Consider the following 17,985-nt stretch of genomic DNA (forward strand, 5'->3'; position numbering starts at 1 on the left):
TAGCCGCATTCCCGGCGGTGCCGGAAATGCCCGTGGGGAGGATTCCATGTTACGCCTGTTTCCGCTGCTTGTGATTCCGCTCATCATCTACAATCTGATCGCCCTGGGCGGCGGCGCGGTCCTGCACCACAACACGCAGGACATCCTGAGCATCACCCACGCGGTCTCGATCCCGATGTTCTCCGGCGACGTCTGGAAATTCAGCTTCGGCGATTTCCTGGTCTTTCTCAGCCTGTGCCTGCTGTTCGTCGAAGTGGTAAAGGCGACGCGCACGACGGCGCGCGAGATCATCAATCACGGCCTGTCGCTGCTGGTCTTCATCATCGCGCTGATCGAGTTCATCGTGGTGAAGGGCTTCGCCTCGACGCCGTTCTTCTTCATCGTGGTGATGACGCTGTTCGACGTGACGGCGGGCTACACGATCTCCATCGTCGCCGCCGAGCACGATCTCGGCCTCGGCCGCGCCGGCACCGATTAAAGCCGTCGCCTGGCATTCGCGAACGGGCGGTCCGTGTTCGGGCCGCCCGTTTGCCTGCCGGCCGTTCACTCCGGCGGATGGTCGATGCGCGTGAGCTGGGCGCAGGCGGGCGCCAGTCCGGGGTCGTGGCGGACCGCCTCGAGGAAGCAGTTCGTGGCCCGCTCCGGCCGGTTGAGCTGGAGCTGCGCAAGGCCTTTCTGGAACCAGGCGTCCGCGAGCGCTGCATCGATCGTCAGCGCATCGCCGCAGGCGAGAATGGCCATGCGCGGGCGGCCGACCGCGTTCAGGCATTCGGCGAGCCCGCACAGGATCCGCGCGGATTTCGGCGCCAGGGCGTGGGCGCGCTGCAGATCGTCGAGCGCATCCTTGAGTTGGCCGCGGCGGAGATTCCATCGGCCCCGGCCTTCGAATGCGAGCGGGTGGGCCTCGCCGGCATCCAGCGCCTGCTGGGCGAGCTGCGCGGCACGGTCCAGATCGCCCGTGGCGATCGCCTGATCGATCCTTATGATAAAGAGCGGCGGCTGGGGCGCCGGGGCGCCGTCCTGCGAGGTTTGCAATGTTCTGCCTCGATAGGCGGACGCTCCCAAACGTCCGCGGCGCAGCGCTCCAGCCGCAAAAGTAAAACGCGGTCCCTCTCAAAAGTTTCTCCAACCGAACAGGAAGTTCATGTTTGCGGCGGCAAAGTCGGCCCCGCCGCCCGGGGCGCGTCGCGCTGCCCGAGGGCGGCTGGTCGGCGGGTGAAATTCCCAGGAAACGTCGGGGTTTGCATTTGCCCCGCAGGCGGGATATCTCGCGCCGCCGCCCATAGGCGGGCCTCGTGGACAGGTGGCCGAGTGGTTTAAGGCGCACGCCTGGAAAGTGTGTAACGGTTAATAGCCGTTCGAGGGTTCGAATCCCTCCCTGTCCGCCAAAAAACACGCTAATACATTGAATATGTTGAATTTTCTATTTCGGGCGTATCGGAATGCCCGGCGTCGAACTATCGGCCTGGTCAACGCGCGCATACGCGATTCCAAGTTCGCCGAAGTCGCCGAATGTGAGGCCTAGAATCCGGGCCGGGCTCGACGGGACTCGACAGCACATGGGCGCCGTTGGCAAACACGTCCACCGTCGACGGCACGGCCACGCCGCCCGCCAATGTCGGCAGGGGAAACGTCACGAGATCCGGCTTCATGCTGAAATCCGATCGCATCCCCGCGCCGGCGAAGCGGACCGAACGCATCCAGCTCAGATCGTCGGTAATGAAATCGCCGATGGTGTAGCGGCGGAGCGTGTCGACGTCGGAATATTCCGCGGTCGAATCGAGGCGGATAAGTATCGTGCCGCCGGAATAGCCGTTGCCGGAACCCGCGCGAACGAGAAAACCCGAATTGGCCACGCCCCACAACGAGAATCCGCGCATATCGAGCAGGCCGCCTCACCGTGCTCTAACCTTGAGCGGTTCGCCGAGCCTCGGCGCCGGGAACGATGCGTTCAAGACCGACCGCGTATGGCGGGCGATGACGATTTCCTCGTCCGTCGGGACAACCCATGCGGATACGCGGCTTTCCGAGATGCAGGCCCCGTTCTTCGCGTTGGCTTTTTCGTCGAGATCGATGCCGAGCCATGCCGCCCCGGCGCAGACGCGGCGGCGGATTTCGGCGGCATGTTCGCCAATTCCGGCGGTGAAGATCAGCGCGTCCAGGCCGCCCAGCGCGGCGACAAGAGACCCCATCTCGCGCAGAATGCGATAGACGAAAAGCTCCACGGCCTCCTGCGCACGTGGGTCGCTGCTCGCCAGAAGCACGCGCATGTCGTCGCTGATGCCGGAAACACCGAGCAGTCCCGATTTCTTGTAAAGCAGCTCGTTCACGGCATCTGCCGGCATCCCTTTCTCCTGAAGCAGGTGGAGGATGACGCCAGGATCGATGGCGCCGCAGCGGCTGCCCATCATCAGCCCGTCGAGCACGGTGAAGCCCATCGTCGTGGCGACGCTCCTGCGCCGGCGCATGGCGCAGAGACTGGCACCGTTGCCGAGATGGGCGACGAGGACGCGCCCTTCCGCCGTGTCGGGGCCGAGCACGCGCGGCAGCACCGAAGCGATATATTCGTAGGACAAGCCGTGAAAGCCATAGCGGCGCACGCCCTCGTCGGTGAGCGCATGCGGCAGCGCGAAGGTTGTGGCGATCCTGTCCTGCGTGTGATGGAACGCTGTGTCGAAACATGCGACTTGCGGCAGACCGGGGTTCAGCTTTGCAAGCGCGGCGATCGCCGCAAGCGGATGCGGCTGGTGCAGCGGCGCCAGCGGGATCAGCTTCCGCAGCGTCGCGAGCACATCGTCGTCGATCAGCACCGGCTCGGTGTAGCGCGCCCCGCCATGCACCACCCGATGACCCGCGGCAACCATGCGATGTTCGGCGCAACCGGTCTTGAGCCAATCGAGCAGCGCGGCCAGCGCGCCTTCGTGGGTGGTGTCCGCCGGCAGCGGCTTGTCCGCCAGCACCACGCCTTTGGCGTCACGGGCACGGAAGCGCGGCGCGTCGCCGATCTCTTCGACGAAGCCGTCGCAGATGCGGGCCTCCGCCATTGCGTCATAGACGGCGAATTTGATGCTCGACGAACCCGCATTGAGCACCAGAACCGCATCGCTCATGCCAGCGTTTCCTTATGTCCGAGACGACACCGTAGCGATGGCGAACTCCTTGCGACAGGCCTCAATCGAGCGATTTGCGGAAACGGAAGATGCTGGCGCTGAGCAGAACCGTCGCCAGAATGGCCAGTGCCGCAAGTTCGGGCCAAAGCACCGTGAAACCGACGCCCTTCAGGAAGCAGGCGCGGATCAGGACCAGGTAATAGCGCAGCGGATTGAGGTAGGAAAACCACTGCAGAATGCGGGGCATGCTCGCGATCGGAAAGCTGAACCCCGAAAGCGTGAAGAGCGGGTTGACGACGAAGAAATTCGTCGCGAAGGCCTGCTGCTGCGTGGTGCAGACCGTGGAGATCAGAAGCCCCAGCGCCAGCGTGCTCAGCAGAAACAGCGATGTTCCCGCAAGCATGACGAGCGGATTGCCGTTGAACGGCACCTGGAACCACAGCATCCCCACCGCGGTGAGGCGGTGGCAGCGCTCGGCCTCGTCCAGATAGGCGGTCGATATCACGATCGTCACGCCGCCCTGCCCCAGATCGTAGAGAATCCGCCAGAAATCGCGACGCGACACCGGATCGACGCCCGTGGTCGGTTCGTCGAGCAACAGGACCTTTGGCGTATGGATCAGCAAACAGGTAAGCCCGAGCTTCTGCTTCATGCCACCCGACAATTGGCCTGCCAGCCGCTTGCGGAAACGCGTCATGTCGGACGCTTCGAGCAGCCGCGTCGCGCGCTCCTCGCGCAAATCGCGCGAAATGCCGAACAGGTCGGCATTTCGAGCGCGGCCTCGGCGCTGCTCACATTCGCGGCGGCCAAATCGACATTGCGTTCGGCCACGCGCGCCAGCGCCTGATCGCGGGCCAGCGCGGCCGCCGATTGCTTCGCCGCGGTGCGTGCAAGATCCCGCGCCTGTTCCGACGTCGCCTTTTTGGCCCATAGCGCGAGTTCCCGGCCCGCGTCGATCTGTTTTTCCGAAAGATCGGCGGCGTCGTTCAGGATTGTCTGCTGGGCTGCGCCGACCGATTGCTGGGCCGCGGCAAGCTGGCGTTTCTGCACGTCCAGCGCCGCCTGCGCCATGACGATCTGCTGGCGATAATCCGCGTCATCCACGCGCGCCAATATCGTGCCGGCGCGGACGGTTTCCCCCTCGTCGAAGGGAAGAAGCGTGATCCGCGACTGGATCGTCTTAAAACTCAGCACGCTTTCGTGCGCTTCGATGTCGCCCGAGAGAACAAGGATATCGGACGGCTGCGAACGTCCGAACCATCCGGCGAGCCAGCCGACGCCGGCAAGCACGACGATCAGAATTCCGGCCGCCACGAACCTCAGATGCGAACGCAGGAAAGACAAAGGTCCTTTCAGCGCCGCTTCGAGTCGGTCCGTCGGGGAATGCCTGTCAACCGTGTCGCCCTTTGAGCGTGCCATTTCGCGGAGATCTGGCGGCAATGCCTTGATCGAAATCATGTCCCCGATGACATTTCCGACATCTTGGCCTCGCTCGCCGATCGAGCCGCGCGGCCGGCGTTTACAAATCCCACTGCCAGTCGCGCACTTCGGGCATGTCCTCGCCATGCTCGCCGATGTAGAGCTTGTGACGCTCCATGGCGGCCCAGTAACGCGCCTCCGCCTGCTCCACCCGATCGGCGAACCGCGGAATGCGCGCGATGGCGTCGAGGGCGAGGCGATATCGATCGAGATCGTTCAGGACCACCATGTCGAAGGGTGTGGTGGTGGTACCCTCCTCCCCATAGCCGCGGACATGGATGTTGTCGTGGTTGCGCCGGCGGTAGGTCAGTTTGTGAACGAGCGTGGGATAGCCGTGGAAGGCGAAGATCACCGGCTTGTCCGCCGTGAACAGTTCGTCGAAGTCCCGGTCCTCGAGCCCATGGGGATGCTCGGACTGCGGTTGCAGGACCATCAGGTCCACCACGTTGACGACGCGGATACGGATACCGGGAACCTGTGCGCGCAGCAGCGTGACGGCGGCCAACGTCTCCAGAGTCGGCACGTCGCCGGCGCAGGCCATGACGACGTCCGGACTGCCGCCGTCGTTGCTGGCCCACTGCCAGACGCCGGCGCCGGCGGCGCAATGGCGCACCGCCGAATCCATGTCGAGCCACTGCCATTCGGGCTGCTTGCCGGCGACGACCAGGTTGATGTAGTTGCGGCTTCGCAGGCAGTGATCGGCCACCGACAGCAGGCAGTTCGCGTCGGGCGGCAGATAGATGCGTACGGTATCGGCCTTCTTGTTCGCGACGTGATCGATGAAGCCGGGATCCTGGTGCGAAAAGCCGTTATGGTCTTGTTGCCAGACATGCGACGTAAGCAGATAGTTCAATGACGCGATCGGCTTGCGCCAGGGCACCGATCGGCTGACCTTCAGCCACTTCGCATGCTGGTTGAACATCGAATCGATAATGTGGATGAAGGCCTCGTAGCAGGAGAACAGGCCGTGGCGTCCCGTGAGCAGATAGCCCTCAAGCCATCCCTCGCAGAGATGCTCGCTGAGCACTTCCATGACGCGGCCGTTTGCGCTGAGGTCGACGTCGACGTCCTCGACTCGTGCCATCCATTCCTTGCCGGAGACTTCATAGACCGCCTCCAGCCTGTTGGACGCCGTCTCGTCGGGACCGAAGAGCCGGAAATTCTGCTTGACGAGGTTGAGCTTCATCACGTCGCGCAGGAATGTGCCCAGGATACGGGTGGCCTCGGCCCGGACGCCGCCGGGCCTCGAAAGCGCCACGGCGTAGTCGTGGAAATGAGGCATCGACAGGGGCTGCAGCAATTCGCCCCCATTGGCGTGCGGATTGGATCCCATCCGACAATGCCCCGTCGGCGCGAGCGCGGCGAATTCCTCGCGGAACTTGCCGTGCGCATCGAACAGTTCCTGCGGCTTATAGCTCCTCATCCAGTCTTCGAGCTGCTGGAGATGTCCGGGCTTGTCGAGATCCGCGAGCGGCACCTGGTGCGCGCGCCAGGTGCCCTCCACCGGCAGGCCATCGACGAATTTCGGACCGGTCCAGCCCTTGGGCGTGCGGAACACGATCATCGGCCAGCGCGGACGCTCGACGTTTTCGTTCGCGCCGCGCGATCGCGCGGCGCTTTGAACGTCCCGAATCCGGACGAGTATCCTGTCGAGCGTCCCGGCGAGGCTTTGATGCACGAGGGCTGGATCGTGACCCTCGACGAAATGCGGCTCGTAACCGTAGCCGCTCAACAGGTCGGTCAGCTCCTCGCGGCTGATGCGCGCCAGCACCGTGGGATTGGCGATCTTGAAGCCGTTGAGGTGCAGGATCGGCAGAACCGCGCCGTCGCGCGCCGGATTGAGGAATTTGTTGGAATGCCAGCTGGCGGCGAGCGCGCCGGTTTCCGCTTCGCCATCCCCGATGACGCAGGCGACGATCAGGTTCGGGTTGTCGAACGCCGCGCCATGGGCATGCAGCAGCGAATAGCCGAGTTCGCCGCCCTCATGGATCGAGCCGGGCGTCTCCGGCGAGACATGACTGGGAACGCCGTAGGGCCAGGAGAACTGGCGAAAAAGCCGCTGCAGTCCGTTGCGATCGCGCCCGATCGCGGGATAGCGCTCGGTATAGGACCCCTCCAGATAGGTCTGCGCCAACAGTCCAGGGCCGCCATGCCCCGGACCGATGACGTACATCATGTTCAGATCGTTCTCTTTGATCAGACGGTTGAGGTGGACATAGAGAAAGTTCAGCCCCGGCGTCGTGCCCCAATGCCCCAGCAAGCGCGGCTTGATGTGCTCGGGCGCGAGCGGAATCTCGAGCAGCGGATTGTCCTTGAGATAGATCTGCCCGATCGAAAGATAGTTCGCCGCGCGCCAATAGGCGTCCATTTTCCGCAGAAGTTCGGGCGACAGGGGTGCAGGCATCGATGCTCTCTCCGGCCTATCGGGTCTGGGCATTGCGTTCGATCCAGGCCAGGAATTCCTGCATGAACGTCTGCAGGAACGCGCGCGTCCCCGCATTCGCGATCTTGCCGTCCGCGTCGAACAGGCCCGCCGCGCCGCCGATATAGGCTTCCGGTTGCTGCAAGGCCAGAACATTCAGGAAGACAAGCGATTGGCGCAGATGATGATTGGCGCCGAAGCCGCCGATTGCGCCGGGCGAAACGCTCACGACCGCTCCGGGCTTGCCGTCCCACGCATTGGCACCGTAGGGGCGCGAAGCGACATCGAGAGCATTCTTCAGCACGCCCGGGACGGACCGATTGTATTCCGGCGTCACGAACAGGACGGCGTCGGCGGCCTTTATGCGAGCGCGGAATGCCGTCCATGCCGCCGGCGGCTGTGCGTCGTCGTCCTGATTGTAAAGCGAAAGCTGACCGATCTCGACAATCCCCAGTTTCAGCGATGCCGGCGCAAGTCCGGCAAGTGCATGGGCCATCTTGCGATTGAGTGAATCCTTGCGGAGGCTGCCGACAAGCACGGCGACATCGTAGACTTTGCCCATGACGGATCGCCTCCTGCGGCTGGTCGCTTTTTAGACAACGCCCCTATGGCTACTTTGACGCAAATCAGCCAATCGTGGGATATCCGGCTCATAAGCTGCTTTGGCGCATCTTCGACTTCAGCTTGATCGTCCGGCCGTCGACCACGAACGCGCCGTAGCCGCGATGATGGATCGTCTTCGGATTCTTCTGTGCCGGATCGATCCAGGCCTTCACCACTTCGAGAACGAAGAGATCGTATTTCCGGACCGTATCGACGATCTTGCATTCGAGATTGGCGAAACACTCCCCCACCAGCGGCGGCTTGACGCTCTGCGCGGGCAAGGGCGTAAGGCCGAAGCGCTCGAACTTGTCGATCTCATCGCCGTGCGAATTGCCGATCTTCACGACCTTGGACGCAAGCGCGACCGCGGGAACGGCGATCACGCATTCGCCGGTCTTGCGCGACGCCGCGAAACTATAGTCGCCTTCGGAGACCACGCAGGCGACCAGCGGCGGCTCGAAGTCCAGCATGGTGTGCCATGACATGGTCATGAGATTGGCCCGGCCCCTGTTGGAGGTCGTCAGCAGGACGACCGGCCCTGGCTCCAGCAGTTGATAGACCTTGGCGAGCGCAAGCGCCTTCATCCAACCGGCAAGGCGGCAAGGCGCGCCGCCTTGCGCTCCTTCTCCGTCAGGAACGGATAATCCGCATAGCCTTCCCTGCCGCCGCCGAAGAACGTCGCGCGATTGGGTTCGGCCGGGCTCGCGCCGATGCGCAGACGCTCGACCAAGTCGGGATTGGAGATGAACGCTCTGCCGAACGCGATGAGATCGGCATGGTTCAGCCGGCGCGCTTCGAGCGCGAGATCGATGTCATAGCCATTGTTCGCGACGTAGAGGCCCTTGAACGAACGACGCAGCGCCTGGAAGTCGAAGCCGCCAGGCATCTCGCGCGGCCCCTGCGTGGCGCCCTCGATGACGTGCAGATAGGCGAGTCCGAACGCGTTCAACTGCTCGACGGCATAGCCATAGGTCGATTGCGGATCGCTGTCGGGTCCAATGTCGTTGGCCGGCGATACCGGCGAGATCCGCACGCCGACGCGATCGCCGCCGCAGACGCGCGCCACGGCCTCCGTCACTTCGAGAAGCAGGCGAGCGCATTGCGCGCCGCCATGCGGTATTGCTCGATCACGTCCGGCATCTCGTCGGTATGAAGCGGACGCGGCGCGACGCAGGGCTGATAGCCGCTGTCGGTATAAGCCTGCAGGTTGGGACGGATCGCCGAGGGCGCAACCGGCAGCATGCCATCCGGCTGCAGCGACGGATGCGAGATGCGCCCGACATGCCAGAGCTGGACGAAGATGCGGCCGCCCTTGCCGTGCACCGCCTTGGTCACCATCTGCCAGGCCTCGACCTGCGCCGGCGTATAAATCCCGGGCGTCAAGGCATAGCCGCGGCCCTGCGGCGAGATGTTGGCGCCTTCCGCCACGATCAGCCCGGCCGTGGCGCGTTGCTGATAATATCCGGCGGCGATCGGACGCGGCACGCCGTCGGCCGTGGCGCGGCTGCGCGTGAGCGGCGCCATGACGACGCGGTTCGTAAGCCGATAGCGGCCGAGCTGGACGGGCCGGAACAGATCGCTGTCGGCGGGGTCGGCGGTTCTCTTTTCCATTTGAAGCCTCGATGTTCACTTTGAACGCATTCGTCTTCGCCGCAATGACGGGCACCGGCGATCAGAACAGGCCGGCGGCCTTGGTGCTGTAGCTGACCAGCATGTTCTTGGTCTGCTGGTAGTGATCCAGAATCATCTTGTGCGTCTCGCGCCCGAAGCCGGAATGCTTGTAGCCGCCGAACGCCGCATGCGCCGGATATTGATGGTAGCAGTTCGTCCACACCCGCCCGGCCTCGATCCCGCGGCCGACGCGATAGAGGTTGTTGGCATTGCGCGACCACACACCGGCGCCCAGGCCGTAGAGCTTGGCGCCTTCCTGCTTGCCGATGTCGATATAGCCCAGAATCTTCTCGAGCTGGCCCTGCGAGCATTGCGGGCCCATCTGGGTTCCGAGATCGAGCGGATTGCCGACTTTGATCCTGGCGACCCGGGCCACCGCCTTCTCCATGAATTTCTCGAAGATCGATTCCTGCACCAGGGCGCGCGACGGGCAGGTGCAAACCTCGCCCTTGTTGAAGGCGAACAGCGCGAAGCCCTCGAGCGTCTTGTCGAGAAAATCGTCGTCCTGATCCATCACGTCGGCGAAGAAGATGTTGGGCGACTTGCCGCCCAGCTCCATGGTCTGCGGGAGAGGCGATCATCGGGCCGATGTCCTCGGGCAGTCCGACGCGCCCCAGGGCGGTCATCCCCGCGACACGCGTGTTCACGTCGGGATTGTCCCGCGCCCGGCGAGGCTCAGCACGGTGCTGCGGCCAAGACCGCGGCTTCCGCCCGTGACGACCGCGATCTTGGTGCTTGAAGTTCCGGTATCTGCCGTCGGCATGGCGCGCTCCTGGCTGGCTGTTCCGGCTCATAGCATGGCAAGCGGACGGACGATTGAATGCCGGGGTTCTGCTGTTTATCGCCCATTCCTGCTCTCATCCCCATCGCCCCATGGGCGTTCGGTCTTCCCGCGCGGCGGGCCGCCGGGGCGTCCGCCGGCGGTTAACGGCCGGTTACCGCGGGTCGAAACCTGCGTTAACCCGGGGTGAATGTGTAGGTCCGTACACTCCCGGACGTAGGTCTGGGTGCGTCTTAGCATGCAACGCCAGCGCAAGATCGCGCTTCGGGAATCGCTTCTGTCGAGATACGCGGAGTCTCTCGGCGAGATGACGATGCGCAAGCGTCACGAACAGGCGATGAAAGCCGCGCGCGCGGAATCCGAGCTCGCCAGCCGCACCAAATCCGCCTTCCTCGCCACGATGAGCCATGAGCTGCGTACGCCGCTCAACTCGATCATCGGTTTCTCCGACGTGATCGTGTCGCAGAAGGACCCCAAGACCGCCGAATATGCCCAGCACATCGCCAAATCGGGCCGCCGGCTGCTTGAGGTCGTGTCCGACATCCTCGACATCTCCAAGATCGAGAGCGGCAGCTTCGTGCTCAATTGCCAGCCGACCGACCTGGGCGACATCCTGGACGCCGCGGCCGAGACGATGCGCGAGACGATCGCCGAGAAGCGCCAGACGCTCGACGTGCGCGTGCCGCGCGATCTGCCGATGCTGTCGGTGGATTCCAAGCGCATCAAGCAGGTGCTGGTGAACCTCCTCTCCAACGCCAGCAAATTCACCGCCGAGCGCGGCCGCATCGTCCTGGTGGCGCGCGCCAACCCCGACGGCGGCGCCAGCGTCGCCGTGGCCGATACCGGCGTCGGCATGTCCCCCGACCAGATCGCCGTCGCGCTCAAGCCCTTCGGCCAAGTGCAGGGCCATCTGTCGCGCACCCAGGAAGGCGCCGGCCTCGGCCTTCCCATCGCCCGCGGGCTGGCGCACCAGCACGGCGGCGACATCTTCATCGAAAGCAAGCCAGGCCAGGGCACCACCGTCCTCCTCACCCTGCCGCGGAGCGCCGCGCCATGAACCAGGTCTTCCGTCCGCCTGCACCGCCCGCCCCCGCCAAGGAGCGCCGGGGCGTGCCGGCGACCCCGCCGGTGCAGATCGCCCATGTCGTGTCCGTCGCCGGTTCGCACTGCATCGCCGTGCTGGAGCATCGCACCAAGAGCGCGGTCGCGGCCAAGGATCCGCGCGTGCAGATCGGCGCCCTCGTCAAGATCGTGACGCCGGCCTCCGCCGTGATGGGGCTCGTGTCGGCGATGACCGCGCCGATGCCCAGCGCCGACGGCCCCGAGGAGATGGGCCTCATCGAGATCAACCTCGCCGGCGAGGTGGCGATCGACGAGAATTCCAAGCGCCTGACGTTCAAGCGCGGCGTGACGCAGCTTCCCTCGATCGGCGATCCCGTCCTGTTCGCGGACCGCCATGACCTGACCCGCGTCTACGCCCCGCCGGCGGTCGCCAGCGTCAAGGTCGGCACCCTGTTCCAGGACCCGAGCGTGCCGGCCCGGCTCCTGACCGACGACCTGCTCGCCAAGCATTTCATCGTCGTGGGCTCGACCGGCTCGGGCAAGTCCTGCGCCCTGACCGCGATCCTGCAGCGGCTGCTCTACGAGCATTCCGGCGCCCATGTCGTCATCCTGGACGTGCACAACGAATACGCCACCGCCTTCGAGGGCATGGTGGAGCGGATCACGCTGAACAACTTCAACCTGCCCTTCTGGCTGCTCAATTTCACCGAATTGTCCGCGGCGCTGACCTCGAAGGACCAGCATCACGACGCCGAGATCGAGATCCTGAGCGAGGCGGTGATCTACGCCAAGCGGCGCTATTCGGAGGCCGCGGCGGGCCGCGCGCGCCGGCCGCAGGAAATCTCCACCGTCATCAGCGTCGACACGCCCGCGCCATTCCGCCTGTCCGACGTCACCGCCTATATCGACGACCGGCTGGGCAAGCTGGAACGCACGCATATGACGCTGCCCTATCGCCGGCTGAAGACCCAGATCGAGAGCCTGGTCGCCGACCAGCGCTACAATTTCATGTTCGGCAGCCTGACCATCCAGGACACGATGACCGACGTCCTGAGCCGCCTGTTCCGCATCCCGAACGAGGGCCGGCCGATCACCGTGGTGGACCTTTCCACCGCGCCGCCGGAGATCCTCGACGTCATCATCTCGGTGATCTCCAGGCTCGCCTTCGATCTCGCGGTCTGGAGCAACGGCGCGGTGCCGATGCTGCTGGTCTGCGAGGAGGCGCATCGCTATGCCCCCGCCGGCCAGGACGCGACCTTCGTGCCGACCCGCGCGGCCCTGTCGCGCATCGCCAAGGAGGGCCGGAAATACTCGCTCTCGCTGGCGCTCGTCACGCAGCGGCCGTCCGACCTCGATCCCAACATCCTGTCGCAATGCGGCACGGCGGTCGCCATGCGTCTTTCCAGCGAGCGCGACCAGCAGGTCATCCGCGCCAACACCTATGAAGGCATGATCGATCTGCTCGACTTCCTGCCGCTGCTCGGCGACCGCGAGGCCATCGTGCTCGGCCAGGGCGTCTCGATGCCGATGCGCATCAAGTTCGACGTGCTCGGCCGCGGCAATGTGCCGAAGAACATGAACGCCGGCTTCTCCAAATCCTGGAAGGGCCAGAAGATCGAGCGCGCCTCGCTCGACGCCATCGTCACACGCTGGCGCCAGGGCGGGCGGGAGCGCGAATAGTCAGGCCAGCCGCGGGAAGCATTCCGCGATGTCCCTGATCCACTGCTTGACGCTCTCGATCGTGTCCTCGGTCGTGGCGCCGAGGCGCACGATGACGAGATCGCGGTCCGGCACGACCACGACGAACTGTCCCTGAAAGCCGTTCGCCGAGAAGCTCCCAGGGCCGGCGATGTCGAGCCACCAATGCGCGCCATAGCGCCCGGTTTCGATCGACTGCTGCCAGGTCGGCGTGCGGGCATAGTCGACCCAGCCTTGCGGCAGCAGGCGGGCGCCGTCCCAGACGCCGTCGCGCAGATAGAGCAGGCCGAAGCGCGCGAAGTCGCGGGCCGACGCGAAGCAATAGGACGAGCCGATGAAAGTGCCCGCCGCGTCGAATTTCGGGACCGGCGAGGCCATGCCGAGCGGTCCGAACAGCCGCTCGCGCATATAGGCCTCGAAGTCGGCGCCGAACTTGCCCGTGGCGATCGAAACGGCGCGCGCCACCAGATTGGCTGTGCCGCTGGAATAGGACCAGAAGGTACCCGGCGGGTGCGCGAGCGGCTTCTGCGCGGCGTAATGCGCGACGTCGTCCCGGCCCTCGCCGAACAGCATCGCGACTGTGTCCGACGGCCCCTCCGGCGTATACACTTCGAGAAAGCTAAGGCCGTCCGACATGCGCAGCATCTGGTCGAGCGTGATGGCGCGGCGCGGATCGTCCGGCGCCTGCCATTCCGGCACCGGGGCTGGCGCGGCGATATCGGCCAGGCCGTCCTTCACAACGAGGCCGACAAGCGCCTGGGTGATGCTCTTGGCGACCGACCAGGACGGCAACGTATCGGCGGCGGTCACCTCGGCGCCGTAGCGCTCGACGACCAGGCGGCCGCCCCGGATCACGACCAGCGCATGCGTCTCGCGCAGATCGTCGGGCAGGACGGCTGTGAAGGCATAGTCGACGAGCCGGTCCAGGCGCGCCCGGTCGGCGGACGCAGGGACATCGCCGGTCGGCCAGTCCTGCGTCGGCCAGGGCGTGCCGGCGGGCTGGGGCGGAAGGGGTATGAGATCGCTCATGCCGGGACCCTAGGCACACGCGCGAGGGCCGTAAAGCCACGGGTTGATCGCGCGGCCGTCCCAAAGCACAGTCCGCCCGTCCCGTCCGAGGTCCACCATGAAGCTCTATTATTCTCCGGGTGCGTGTTCGCTCTCACCGCATATCGTGGCGGAAGAGGCGGGGCTGGCGCTCGACTATGAGAGGGTCGATATCAAGGCGCATAAGACCGCCTCGGGCGAGGATTTCTACGCCATCGCGCCCAAGGGTTATGTGCCGGCGCTGCTGCTGGACGACGGCACGCTGCTGAGCGAAGGGCCGGCGGTGGTGCAATATCTCGCCGATCTCAGGCCGGAATCCGGCCTCCTGCCGCCGGTCGGCGATATCGCGCGCTATCGGGTGATCGAATGGTTGACCTTCGTGAATTCGGAGATGCACAAGGCCTATACGCCGCTCTTCAGCCATGAGGCGTCGGCCGAGGTCAAGGCGGAGTCGCGGGCCAAGCTCGTCAAGAACTTCGCCTTCGCCGGCAAGGAACTGGGCGGCAAGAGCTTCCTGACCGGCGAGACCTTCACCGTCGCCGACGCCTATTTCTTCGTGATGACGAGCTGGTCGATCTTCCAGAAGATCGAGGTGCCGGAAAACGTCGCCTTTTTTCGCAGCCGCGTCACCGTCCGGCCCGCCGTGCACCGGGCACTGAAGACCGAAGGGCTGACGGCGTAGCCCCGGGTCGCTGGAACGCCGCGCCGGCCGAACGGTTTACCCGATATGGGAGGCGCGCATGCCGAAACTTCTCGAAAGCTCCTGCCGTTGCGGGGCGGTGACGTTCCGCCTGCAGAGCCACACGCCCCATCCCTATCAGCTCTGCTATTGCTCGATCTGCCGCAAGACGGCGGGCGGCGGCGGCCTTTGCCATCAACCTCATGGGCGATTTCGAGACGCTCGAGATCGACGGCAAGCGCGCGATCCGCGTCTACCACGCGAAAATCCGCGAGGACGACGGACATTGCCGCACCGGCACGGGCCAGCGGCATTTCTGTTCCAAATGCGCCACGGCGCTTTGGATGTACGACGACGCCTGGCCCGACCTGGTGCATCCCTTCGCCTCGGCGATCGACGCCGCACTGCCCAGGCCGCCGTCGAAGGTGCATCTGATGCTGGGCTACAAGCCGAGCTGGGTGGCGCCCGACATCGGGCCGGGCGACAAGCAATTCCGGGAATATCCCAAGCAGTCGATCGAGGACTGGCATCGCAAGCGCGGGCTGTGGATCGACTGACGGCGGCGCGCGCGTTCAGGCCGTCGGCACCGTTCCGCCGTCGATGACATATTCCGTGCCCGTGATGGCGCCCGCCAGCGGCGACGCAAGAAACGCGATGAGATCGGCGACCTCTTTCGGCCTCGCGGGCCGCCCGAGCGGGATTCCGCCGAGGCTCTGCATAATGATCTTCTTGCCGCCTTCATAGTCGGTGCCCGCCTGCTGCGCGAGACGTTCGGCCAGCGCCACGGCCGCCTCGGTCTCCACCCAGCCGGGAGAGACCCGCACCACGCGAATTCCCTTCGGCGTCACCTCTTTCGAAAGGCTCTTGCTGTAGGTCGAAAGCGCGGCCTTCGCGGCGGCATAGGCGGTCGTCGATTCCGGCAGGGGAAGCTGGTGCTGAATCGACGTGACATGGATGACGACACCGGACCCCTGCGCGATCATCGAAGGAAGAAGCGCGCGGTCGAGGCGAACCGCCGGCATCAGGTTCTGGTTGAGTTCCTTCGCCCATTCGGAGTCGTCGAGCGCGGCGAAGCCGCCGGCCGGGGCGCTGGAGCCGCCCAGCACGTTCACGAGGATGTCGACGCCGCCGAGACGGGCGAGCGCGAACGCCGCCGCCGCCGCGCAGCCGTCCGCGGTCGTCAGATCGGCGGCCACGTACTGGACGCCGTCGCGCGCCTGGGACGGGACCGCGCGGGCCGTCGCGACGATCCGCGTGCCTGCGCCGTGCAGCGCCTCCACGACCGCCGCGCCGACGCCCTTGGTGCCGCCGGTGACGAGCGCGCGGCGGCCGGCAAGCTCCAGATCGAAGCTCATGGGATGACCTCGAGACGGGCGATCTTGCCGCGCTCCAGCCGGAAGAAGTAGCGCAGGTCGGCCTTGCCGCCCGGAAAATTGCCTTCGAGATGGCAGGTCACGACGGTCGTCCCGTCGGCCTGCTCCTTGGCGAAGGGATCGCAGGTATAGGTGTATTTGGCCGAGGTCGCGGCCTTCCACTGCTTGATGGCCGCGACGCCGGAATAGGTGTGGCCCTCGTCCTTCACGACGGCGTCGTTCGTGAAGCATTGCCCGACGGCCTCGCTGTCGAAGCGGTCGGCCGCGAAATAAGCGGCGATGGGTTCGGGAAGGTTCAGATCGTCCATGTCCTTTGCTCTCCGTCGTTTCGACGGTAGAAGGATGGCGATTTCCCCGCATAAGATAATATCGTATAATTGAACTTCGTTATTTAGAGAATAATATATAATGCGCGGCTCCGAGTTCGCCGAATTGAGGGCTTTCGCCGCCATCGTGGAACGCTCGAGCTTCGCGCGCGCCGCCGAGCATCTCGGCTTCTCGGCCTCGGCCTTGAGCCAGACGATCCGCCAGCTCGAAACGCGGCTCGGCGTCGCGTTGCTGAACCGGACGACGCGCAGCGTCGCCCCCACGAAGCAGGGCGAGCGCCTCTACGAGCGCATCGCGCCGATCATCCGGGACATGGACGCCGCCGTCGGGGAGGCCATGTCCGCCGCCGGGCGGGTCGCGGGGACGTTGCGCATCAACGCGCCCGGCATGGCGGTGAAGAAGCTCATCGCGCCGCGGTTCGGGCGCTTTCATCGCATGCATCCGGATGTCGTGCTCGACGTCGCGGTCGACGACGGGCTCAGCGACATCGTGGCCGGCCATTTCGACGCCGGAATCCGCGTCGGCGAGCGGCTGGAGAAGGACATGATCGCCGTCCGCCTGACGCCCGACGTGCCGATCCTGATCGTCGCCTCTCCCGAATATCTGGAGCGCCATGGCGAGCCGAAGATCCCGGTCGACCTGCATCGCCACGCGGGCATCAACTGGCGCTTTCCCGGCAGCGACACGATCCACCGCTGGCGCTTCCGGAAGAAGGGCAAGGCGTCGGAAATCGCCGTCGAGGGCCCGCTGATCACGAACTCGCAGGAGCTCGCGCTGGCCGCCGCGCTGCAGGGTCTGGGCATCCTCTATGCCTATGACGACGACCAGGTCGACGACGCGATCGCCGCCGGCCGGCTGAAGCGCGTGCTCGCCGACTGGTCGCCGCATCTGCTCGGGCTCTTTCTCTACTACCCCGACCGGCGCAACCAGTCGCCCGCCTTGCGGGCGTTCATCGACTGCCTGCTGGACAAGGACCTCCGGCCGGGTCCCGCTTTCAAGGCGCGACGGGAAGCTTCGGCGGCGGCGCGTCGCGCTCCACGGTGACGCTCGTCGCGACCAGCGTGCCGGTGGCGTCGGGCGCCGCCGAGACGCTCACCGTCGCGCCGGGCAGGAGCTGCGCGGTGTTGCCGGCCTCGATCCCGATGATCGGCACGCCGCGCGCGAACTGGATCGCGGCGGCGCCGCTGCAGCCGTCCGGCGCCGCGCGGCCGGCGCATTCGCTTCCCGCCGCAACGGCCGCGCCGCGGAAGGCGACCGTCACGACGCCGCCGATGCCGCCGGGCGTCACCGACGTGACCGCGCCGTTGATCAGAAGCCGCATCGGGTTCGCGGGATCGATGGCGTATTCGCCCTCGCCCTGCCCGCGCATCTCGGGCGGATAGACGCGGATGCCCTGCGCGCGCAGCTTGCCGTCGGCGCCCTTGAGCGCCGCGGCGCCGACATAGCTTCCCGTCTGGAGATCGGCCAGCATCAGGGCGCGATTGTGGACGATGCGCGTCTCCACCGTCATGCCGAGCGTCACGGTCTTCTTGCCCGCCAGCGTCAGCGTGAGGAACGGCCCGTCGAACGCCGTCAGCGTGCCGCGATAGCGCTGCGCGGCGCCGCCGACAGAAGGCGCGGCCGCGGGCACCGCCGGAACGACGGGAACGGCCGGAACCGCCGGCGGATCCGCCTGCGCCGAGCCGAGAAAAAGAAGAGCGCCCGAAACGAGCGTGAAAAATCGGGCGCGCATC

The 17,985-nt window shown here is 65.6% G+C and carries 19 protein-coding genes, 1 tRNA gene and 1 pseudogene; 7 read left to right on the forward strand and 14 right to left on the reverse strand.

Features of this window, described 5'->3' with window-relative positions:
- The first annotated feature begins 46 nt into the window (after positions 1–46).
- Positions 47–478 (forward strand): hypothetical protein, encoded by a 432-nt coding sequence (locus tag WDN01_10435; GenBank protein MEJ0026435.1) that lies wholly within the window; start codon positions 47–49, stop codon positions 476–478.
- A gap of 65 nt (positions 479–543) precedes the next feature.
- Here WDN01_10435 and WDN01_10440 read toward each other — a convergent pair whose 3' ends face one another.
- Positions 544–1,035 (reverse strand): tetratricopeptide repeat protein, encoded by a 492-nt coding sequence (locus WDN01_10440; protein ID MEJ0026436.1) that lies wholly within the window; start codon positions 1,033–1,035, stop codon positions 544–546.
- Positions 1,036–1,297: 262 nt separating this feature from the next.
- Here WDN01_10440 and WDN01_10445 point away from each other — a divergent pair.
- A tRNA-Ser gene (locus WDN01_10445) sits at positions 1,298–1,388 on the forward strand.
- An 81-nt stretch (positions 1,389–1,469) separates the two neighbouring features.
- Here WDN01_10445 and WDN01_10450 read toward each other — a convergent pair.
- The 9 genes and pseudogenes from WDN01_10450 to WDN01_10490 form a co-directional block, all read right to left on the reverse strand.
- Positions 1,470–1,880 (reverse strand): hypothetical protein, encoded by a 411-nt coding sequence (locus WDN01_10450; GenBank protein MEJ0026437.1) that lies wholly within the window; start codon positions 1,878–1,880, stop codon positions 1,470–1,472.
- 15 nt (positions 1,881–1,895) lie between these two features.
- Entirely contained in the window at positions 1,896–3,110 is a 1,215-nt protein-coding gene (locus tag WDN01_10455) for an acetate/propionate family kinase (protein ID MEJ0026438.1), read from the reverse strand.
- Positions 3,111–3,171: 61 nt separating this feature from the next.
- Entirely contained in the window at positions 3,172–3,807 is a 636-nt protein-coding gene (locus WDN01_10460; protein MEJ0026439.1) for an ABC transporter permease, read from the reverse strand.
- Positions 3,804–4,568 (reverse strand): hypothetical protein, encoded by a 765-nt coding sequence (locus tag WDN01_10465; GenBank protein MEJ0026440.1) that lies wholly within the window; start codon positions 4,566–4,568, stop codon positions 3,804–3,806. Before WDN01_10465 ends, WDN01_10460 begins: the two co-directional genes overlap by 4 nt.
- Before the next feature lie 61 nt (positions 4,569–4,629).
- On the reverse strand, positions 4,630–6,993 hold the full coding sequence (locus tag WDN01_10470; protein ID MEJ0026441.1) for a phosphoketolase family protein: 2,364 nt from the start codon (positions 6,991–6,993) through the stop codon (positions 4,630–4,632).
- A 16-nt stretch (positions 6,994–7,009) separates the two neighbouring features.
- Positions 7,010–7,549 carry an NAD(P)H-dependent oxidoreductase gene (locus WDN01_10475; GenBank protein ID MEJ0026442.1) on the reverse strand — a complete coding sequence of 180 codons (540 nt, stop codon included), beginning with the start codon at positions 7,547–7,549 and terminating at the stop codon, positions 7,010–7,012.
- Between the two features lie 112 nt (positions 7,550–7,661).
- Positions 7,662–8,198 carry a flavin reductase family protein gene (locus WDN01_10480; GenBank protein MEJ0026443.1) on the reverse strand — a complete coding sequence of 179 codons (537 nt, stop codon included), beginning with the start codon at positions 8,196–8,198 and terminating at the stop codon, positions 7,662–7,664.
- Positions 8,195–9,225: pseudogene (locus tag WDN01_10485) on the reverse strand (alkene reductase). Before WDN01_10485 ends, WDN01_10480 begins: the two are co-directional and overlap by 4 nt.
- A 61-nt stretch (positions 9,226–9,286) precedes the next feature.
- Positions 9,287–9,844 carry an aldehyde dehydrogenase family protein gene (locus WDN01_10490; GenBank protein ID MEJ0026444.1) on the reverse strand — a complete coding sequence of 186 codons (558 nt, stop codon included), beginning with the start codon at positions 9,842–9,844 and terminating at the stop codon, positions 9,287–9,289.
- A 460-nt stretch (positions 9,845–10,304) separates the two neighbouring features.
- Between WDN01_10490 and WDN01_10495 the strand changes: the two genes are divergently transcribed.
- The gene (locus tag WDN01_10495) at positions 10,305–11,123 is read left to right on the forward strand and encodes an ATP-binding protein (GenBank protein MEJ0026445.1); all 819 of its coding nucleotides are present in this window, start codon (positions 10,305–10,307) and stop codon (positions 11,121–11,123) included.
- Complete coding sequence (locus tag WDN01_10500) at positions 11,120–12,808, forward strand: DUF87 domain-containing protein (protein ID MEJ0026446.1); 1,689 nt, start codon at positions 11,120–11,122, stop codon at positions 12,806–12,808. The genes WDN01_10495 and WDN01_10500 overlap by 4 nt, the downstream gene beginning before the upstream one ends.
- Here the strand turns inward: WDN01_10500 and WDN01_10505 are convergent, their stop codons facing one another.
- The gene (locus WDN01_10505) at positions 12,809–13,855 is read right to left on the reverse strand and encodes a serine hydrolase (GenBank protein MEJ0026447.1); all 1,047 of its coding nucleotides are present in this window, start codon (positions 13,853–13,855) and stop codon (positions 12,809–12,811) included. It abuts the gene before it with no gap.
- Positions 13,856–13,952: 97 nt separating this feature from the next.
- On the opposite strand from WDN01_10505, the gene gstA reads away from it, so the two are divergent.
- Together gstA and WDN01_10515 are read left to right on the forward strand one after the other, a co-directional pair.
- Positions 13,953–14,555 (forward strand): glutathione transferase GstA, encoded by a 603-nt coding sequence (gene gstA, locus WDN01_10510; GenBank protein MEJ0026448.1) that lies wholly within the window; start codon positions 13,953–13,955, stop codon positions 14,553–14,555.
- A gap of 200 nt (positions 14,556–14,755) precedes the next feature.
- Positions 14,756–15,109 (forward strand): hypothetical protein, encoded by a 354-nt coding sequence (locus tag WDN01_10515; protein MEJ0026449.1) that lies wholly within the window; start codon positions 14,756–14,758, stop codon positions 15,107–15,109.
- A gap of 15 nt (positions 15,110–15,124) precedes the next feature.
- Here WDN01_10515 and WDN01_10520 read toward each other — a convergent pair whose 3' ends face one another.
- Together WDN01_10520 and WDN01_10525 are read right to left on the reverse strand one after the other, a co-directional pair.
- Complete coding sequence (locus tag WDN01_10520; protein MEJ0026450.1) at positions 15,125–15,907, reverse strand: SDR family oxidoreductase; 783 nt, start codon at positions 15,905–15,907, stop codon at positions 15,125–15,127.
- The gene (locus tag WDN01_10525) at positions 15,904–16,233 is read right to left on the reverse strand and encodes a nuclear transport factor 2 family protein (protein MEJ0026451.1); all 330 of its coding nucleotides are present in this window, start codon (positions 16,231–16,233) and stop codon (positions 15,904–15,906) included. Before WDN01_10525 ends, WDN01_10520 begins: the two co-directional genes overlap by 4 nt.
- Positions 16,234–16,333: 100 nt before the next feature.
- Here WDN01_10525 and WDN01_10530 point away from each other — a divergent pair, with 100 nt between their 5' ends.
- Positions 16,334–17,296, forward strand: a complete 963-nt coding sequence (locus WDN01_10530; GenBank protein ID MEJ0026452.1) for a LysR family transcriptional regulator — start codon at positions 16,334–16,336, stop codon at positions 17,294–17,296.
- Here WDN01_10530 and WDN01_10535 read toward each other — a convergent pair.
- Positions 17,247–17,984 carry a DUF5666 domain-containing protein gene (locus tag WDN01_10535; protein ID MEJ0026453.1) on the reverse strand — a complete coding sequence of 246 codons (738 nt, stop codon included), beginning with the start codon at positions 17,982–17,984 and terminating at the stop codon, positions 17,247–17,249. The two genes, WDN01_10530 and WDN01_10535, sit on opposite strands and share 50 nt — an antisense overlap.
- Between the last annotated feature and the right edge of the window lies 1 nt (position 17,985).

The organism is Rhizomicrobium sp. (assembly GCA_037200985.1).
Lineage (GTDB): Bacteria > Pseudomonadota > Alphaproteobacteria > Micropepsales > Micropepsaceae > Rhizomicrobium.

Bases quoted from the DNA above. Each gene is read 5' to 3' on its own strand.
- WDN01_10490 (MEJ0026444.1), bottom strand. From the start codon at position 9,844: ATGGAGCTGGGCGGCAAGTCGCCCAACATCTTCTTCGCCGACGTGATG.
- WDN01_10525 (MEJ0026451.1), bottom strand. From the start codon at position 16,233: ATGGACGATCTGAACCTTCCCGAACCCATCGCCGCTTATTTCGCGGCC.
- gstA (MEJ0026448.1), top strand. From the start codon at position 13,953: ATGAAGCTCTATTATTCTCCGGGTGCGTGTTCGCTCTCACCGCATATC.
- WDN01_10450 (MEJ0026437.1), bottom strand. From the start codon at position 1,880: ATGCGCGGATTCTCGTTGTGGGGCGTGGCCAATTCGGGTTTTCTCGTT.
- WDN01_10515 (MEJ0026449.1), top strand. From the start codon at position 14,756: ATGGGCGATTTCGAGACGCTCGAGATCGACGGCAAGCGCGCGATCCGC.
- WDN01_10435 (MEJ0026435.1), top strand. From the start codon at position 47: ATGTTACGCCTGTTTCCGCTGCTTGTGATTCCGCTCATCATCTACAAT.
- WDN01_10500 (MEJ0026446.1), top strand. From the start codon at position 11,120: ATGAACCAGGTCTTCCGTCCGCCTGCACCGCCCGCCCCCGCCAAGGAG.
- WDN01_10530 (MEJ0026452.1), top strand. From the start codon at position 16,334: ATGCGCGGCTCCGAGTTCGCCGAATTGAGGGCTTTCGCCGCCATCGTG.
- WDN01_10495 (MEJ0026445.1), top strand. From the start codon at position 10,305: ATGCAACGCCAGCGCAAGATCGCGCTTCGGGAATCGCTTCTGTCGAGA.
- WDN01_10480 (MEJ0026443.1), bottom strand. From the start codon at position 8,198: ATGAAGGCGCTTGCGCTCGCCAAGGTCTATCAACTGCTGGAGCCAGGG.
- WDN01_10455 (MEJ0026438.1), bottom strand. From the start codon at position 3,110: ATGAGCGATGCGGTTCTGGTGCTCAATGCGGGTTCGTCGAGCATCAAA.
- WDN01_10520 (MEJ0026450.1), bottom strand. From the start codon at position 15,907: ATGAGCTTCGATCTGGAGCTTGCCGGCCGCCGCGCGCTCGTCACCGGC.
- WDN01_10535 (MEJ0026453.1), bottom strand. From the start codon at position 17,984: ATGCGCGCCCGATTTTTCACGCTCGTTTCGGGCGCTCTTCTTTTTCTC.
- WDN01_10465 (MEJ0026440.1), bottom strand. From the start codon at position 4,568: ATGATTTCGATCAAGGCATTGCCGCCAGATCTCCGCGAAATGGCACGC.
- WDN01_10460 (MEJ0026439.1), bottom strand. From the start codon at position 3,807: ATGACGCGTTTCCGCAAGCGGCTGGCAGGCCAATTGTCGGGTGGCATG.
- WDN01_10470 (MEJ0026441.1), bottom strand. From the start codon at position 6,993: ATGCCTGCACCCCTGTCGCCCGAACTTCTGCGGAAAATGGACGCCTAT.
- WDN01_10505 (MEJ0026447.1), bottom strand. From the start codon at position 13,855: ATGAGCGATCTCATACCCCTTCCGCCCCAGCCCGCCGGCACGCCCTGG.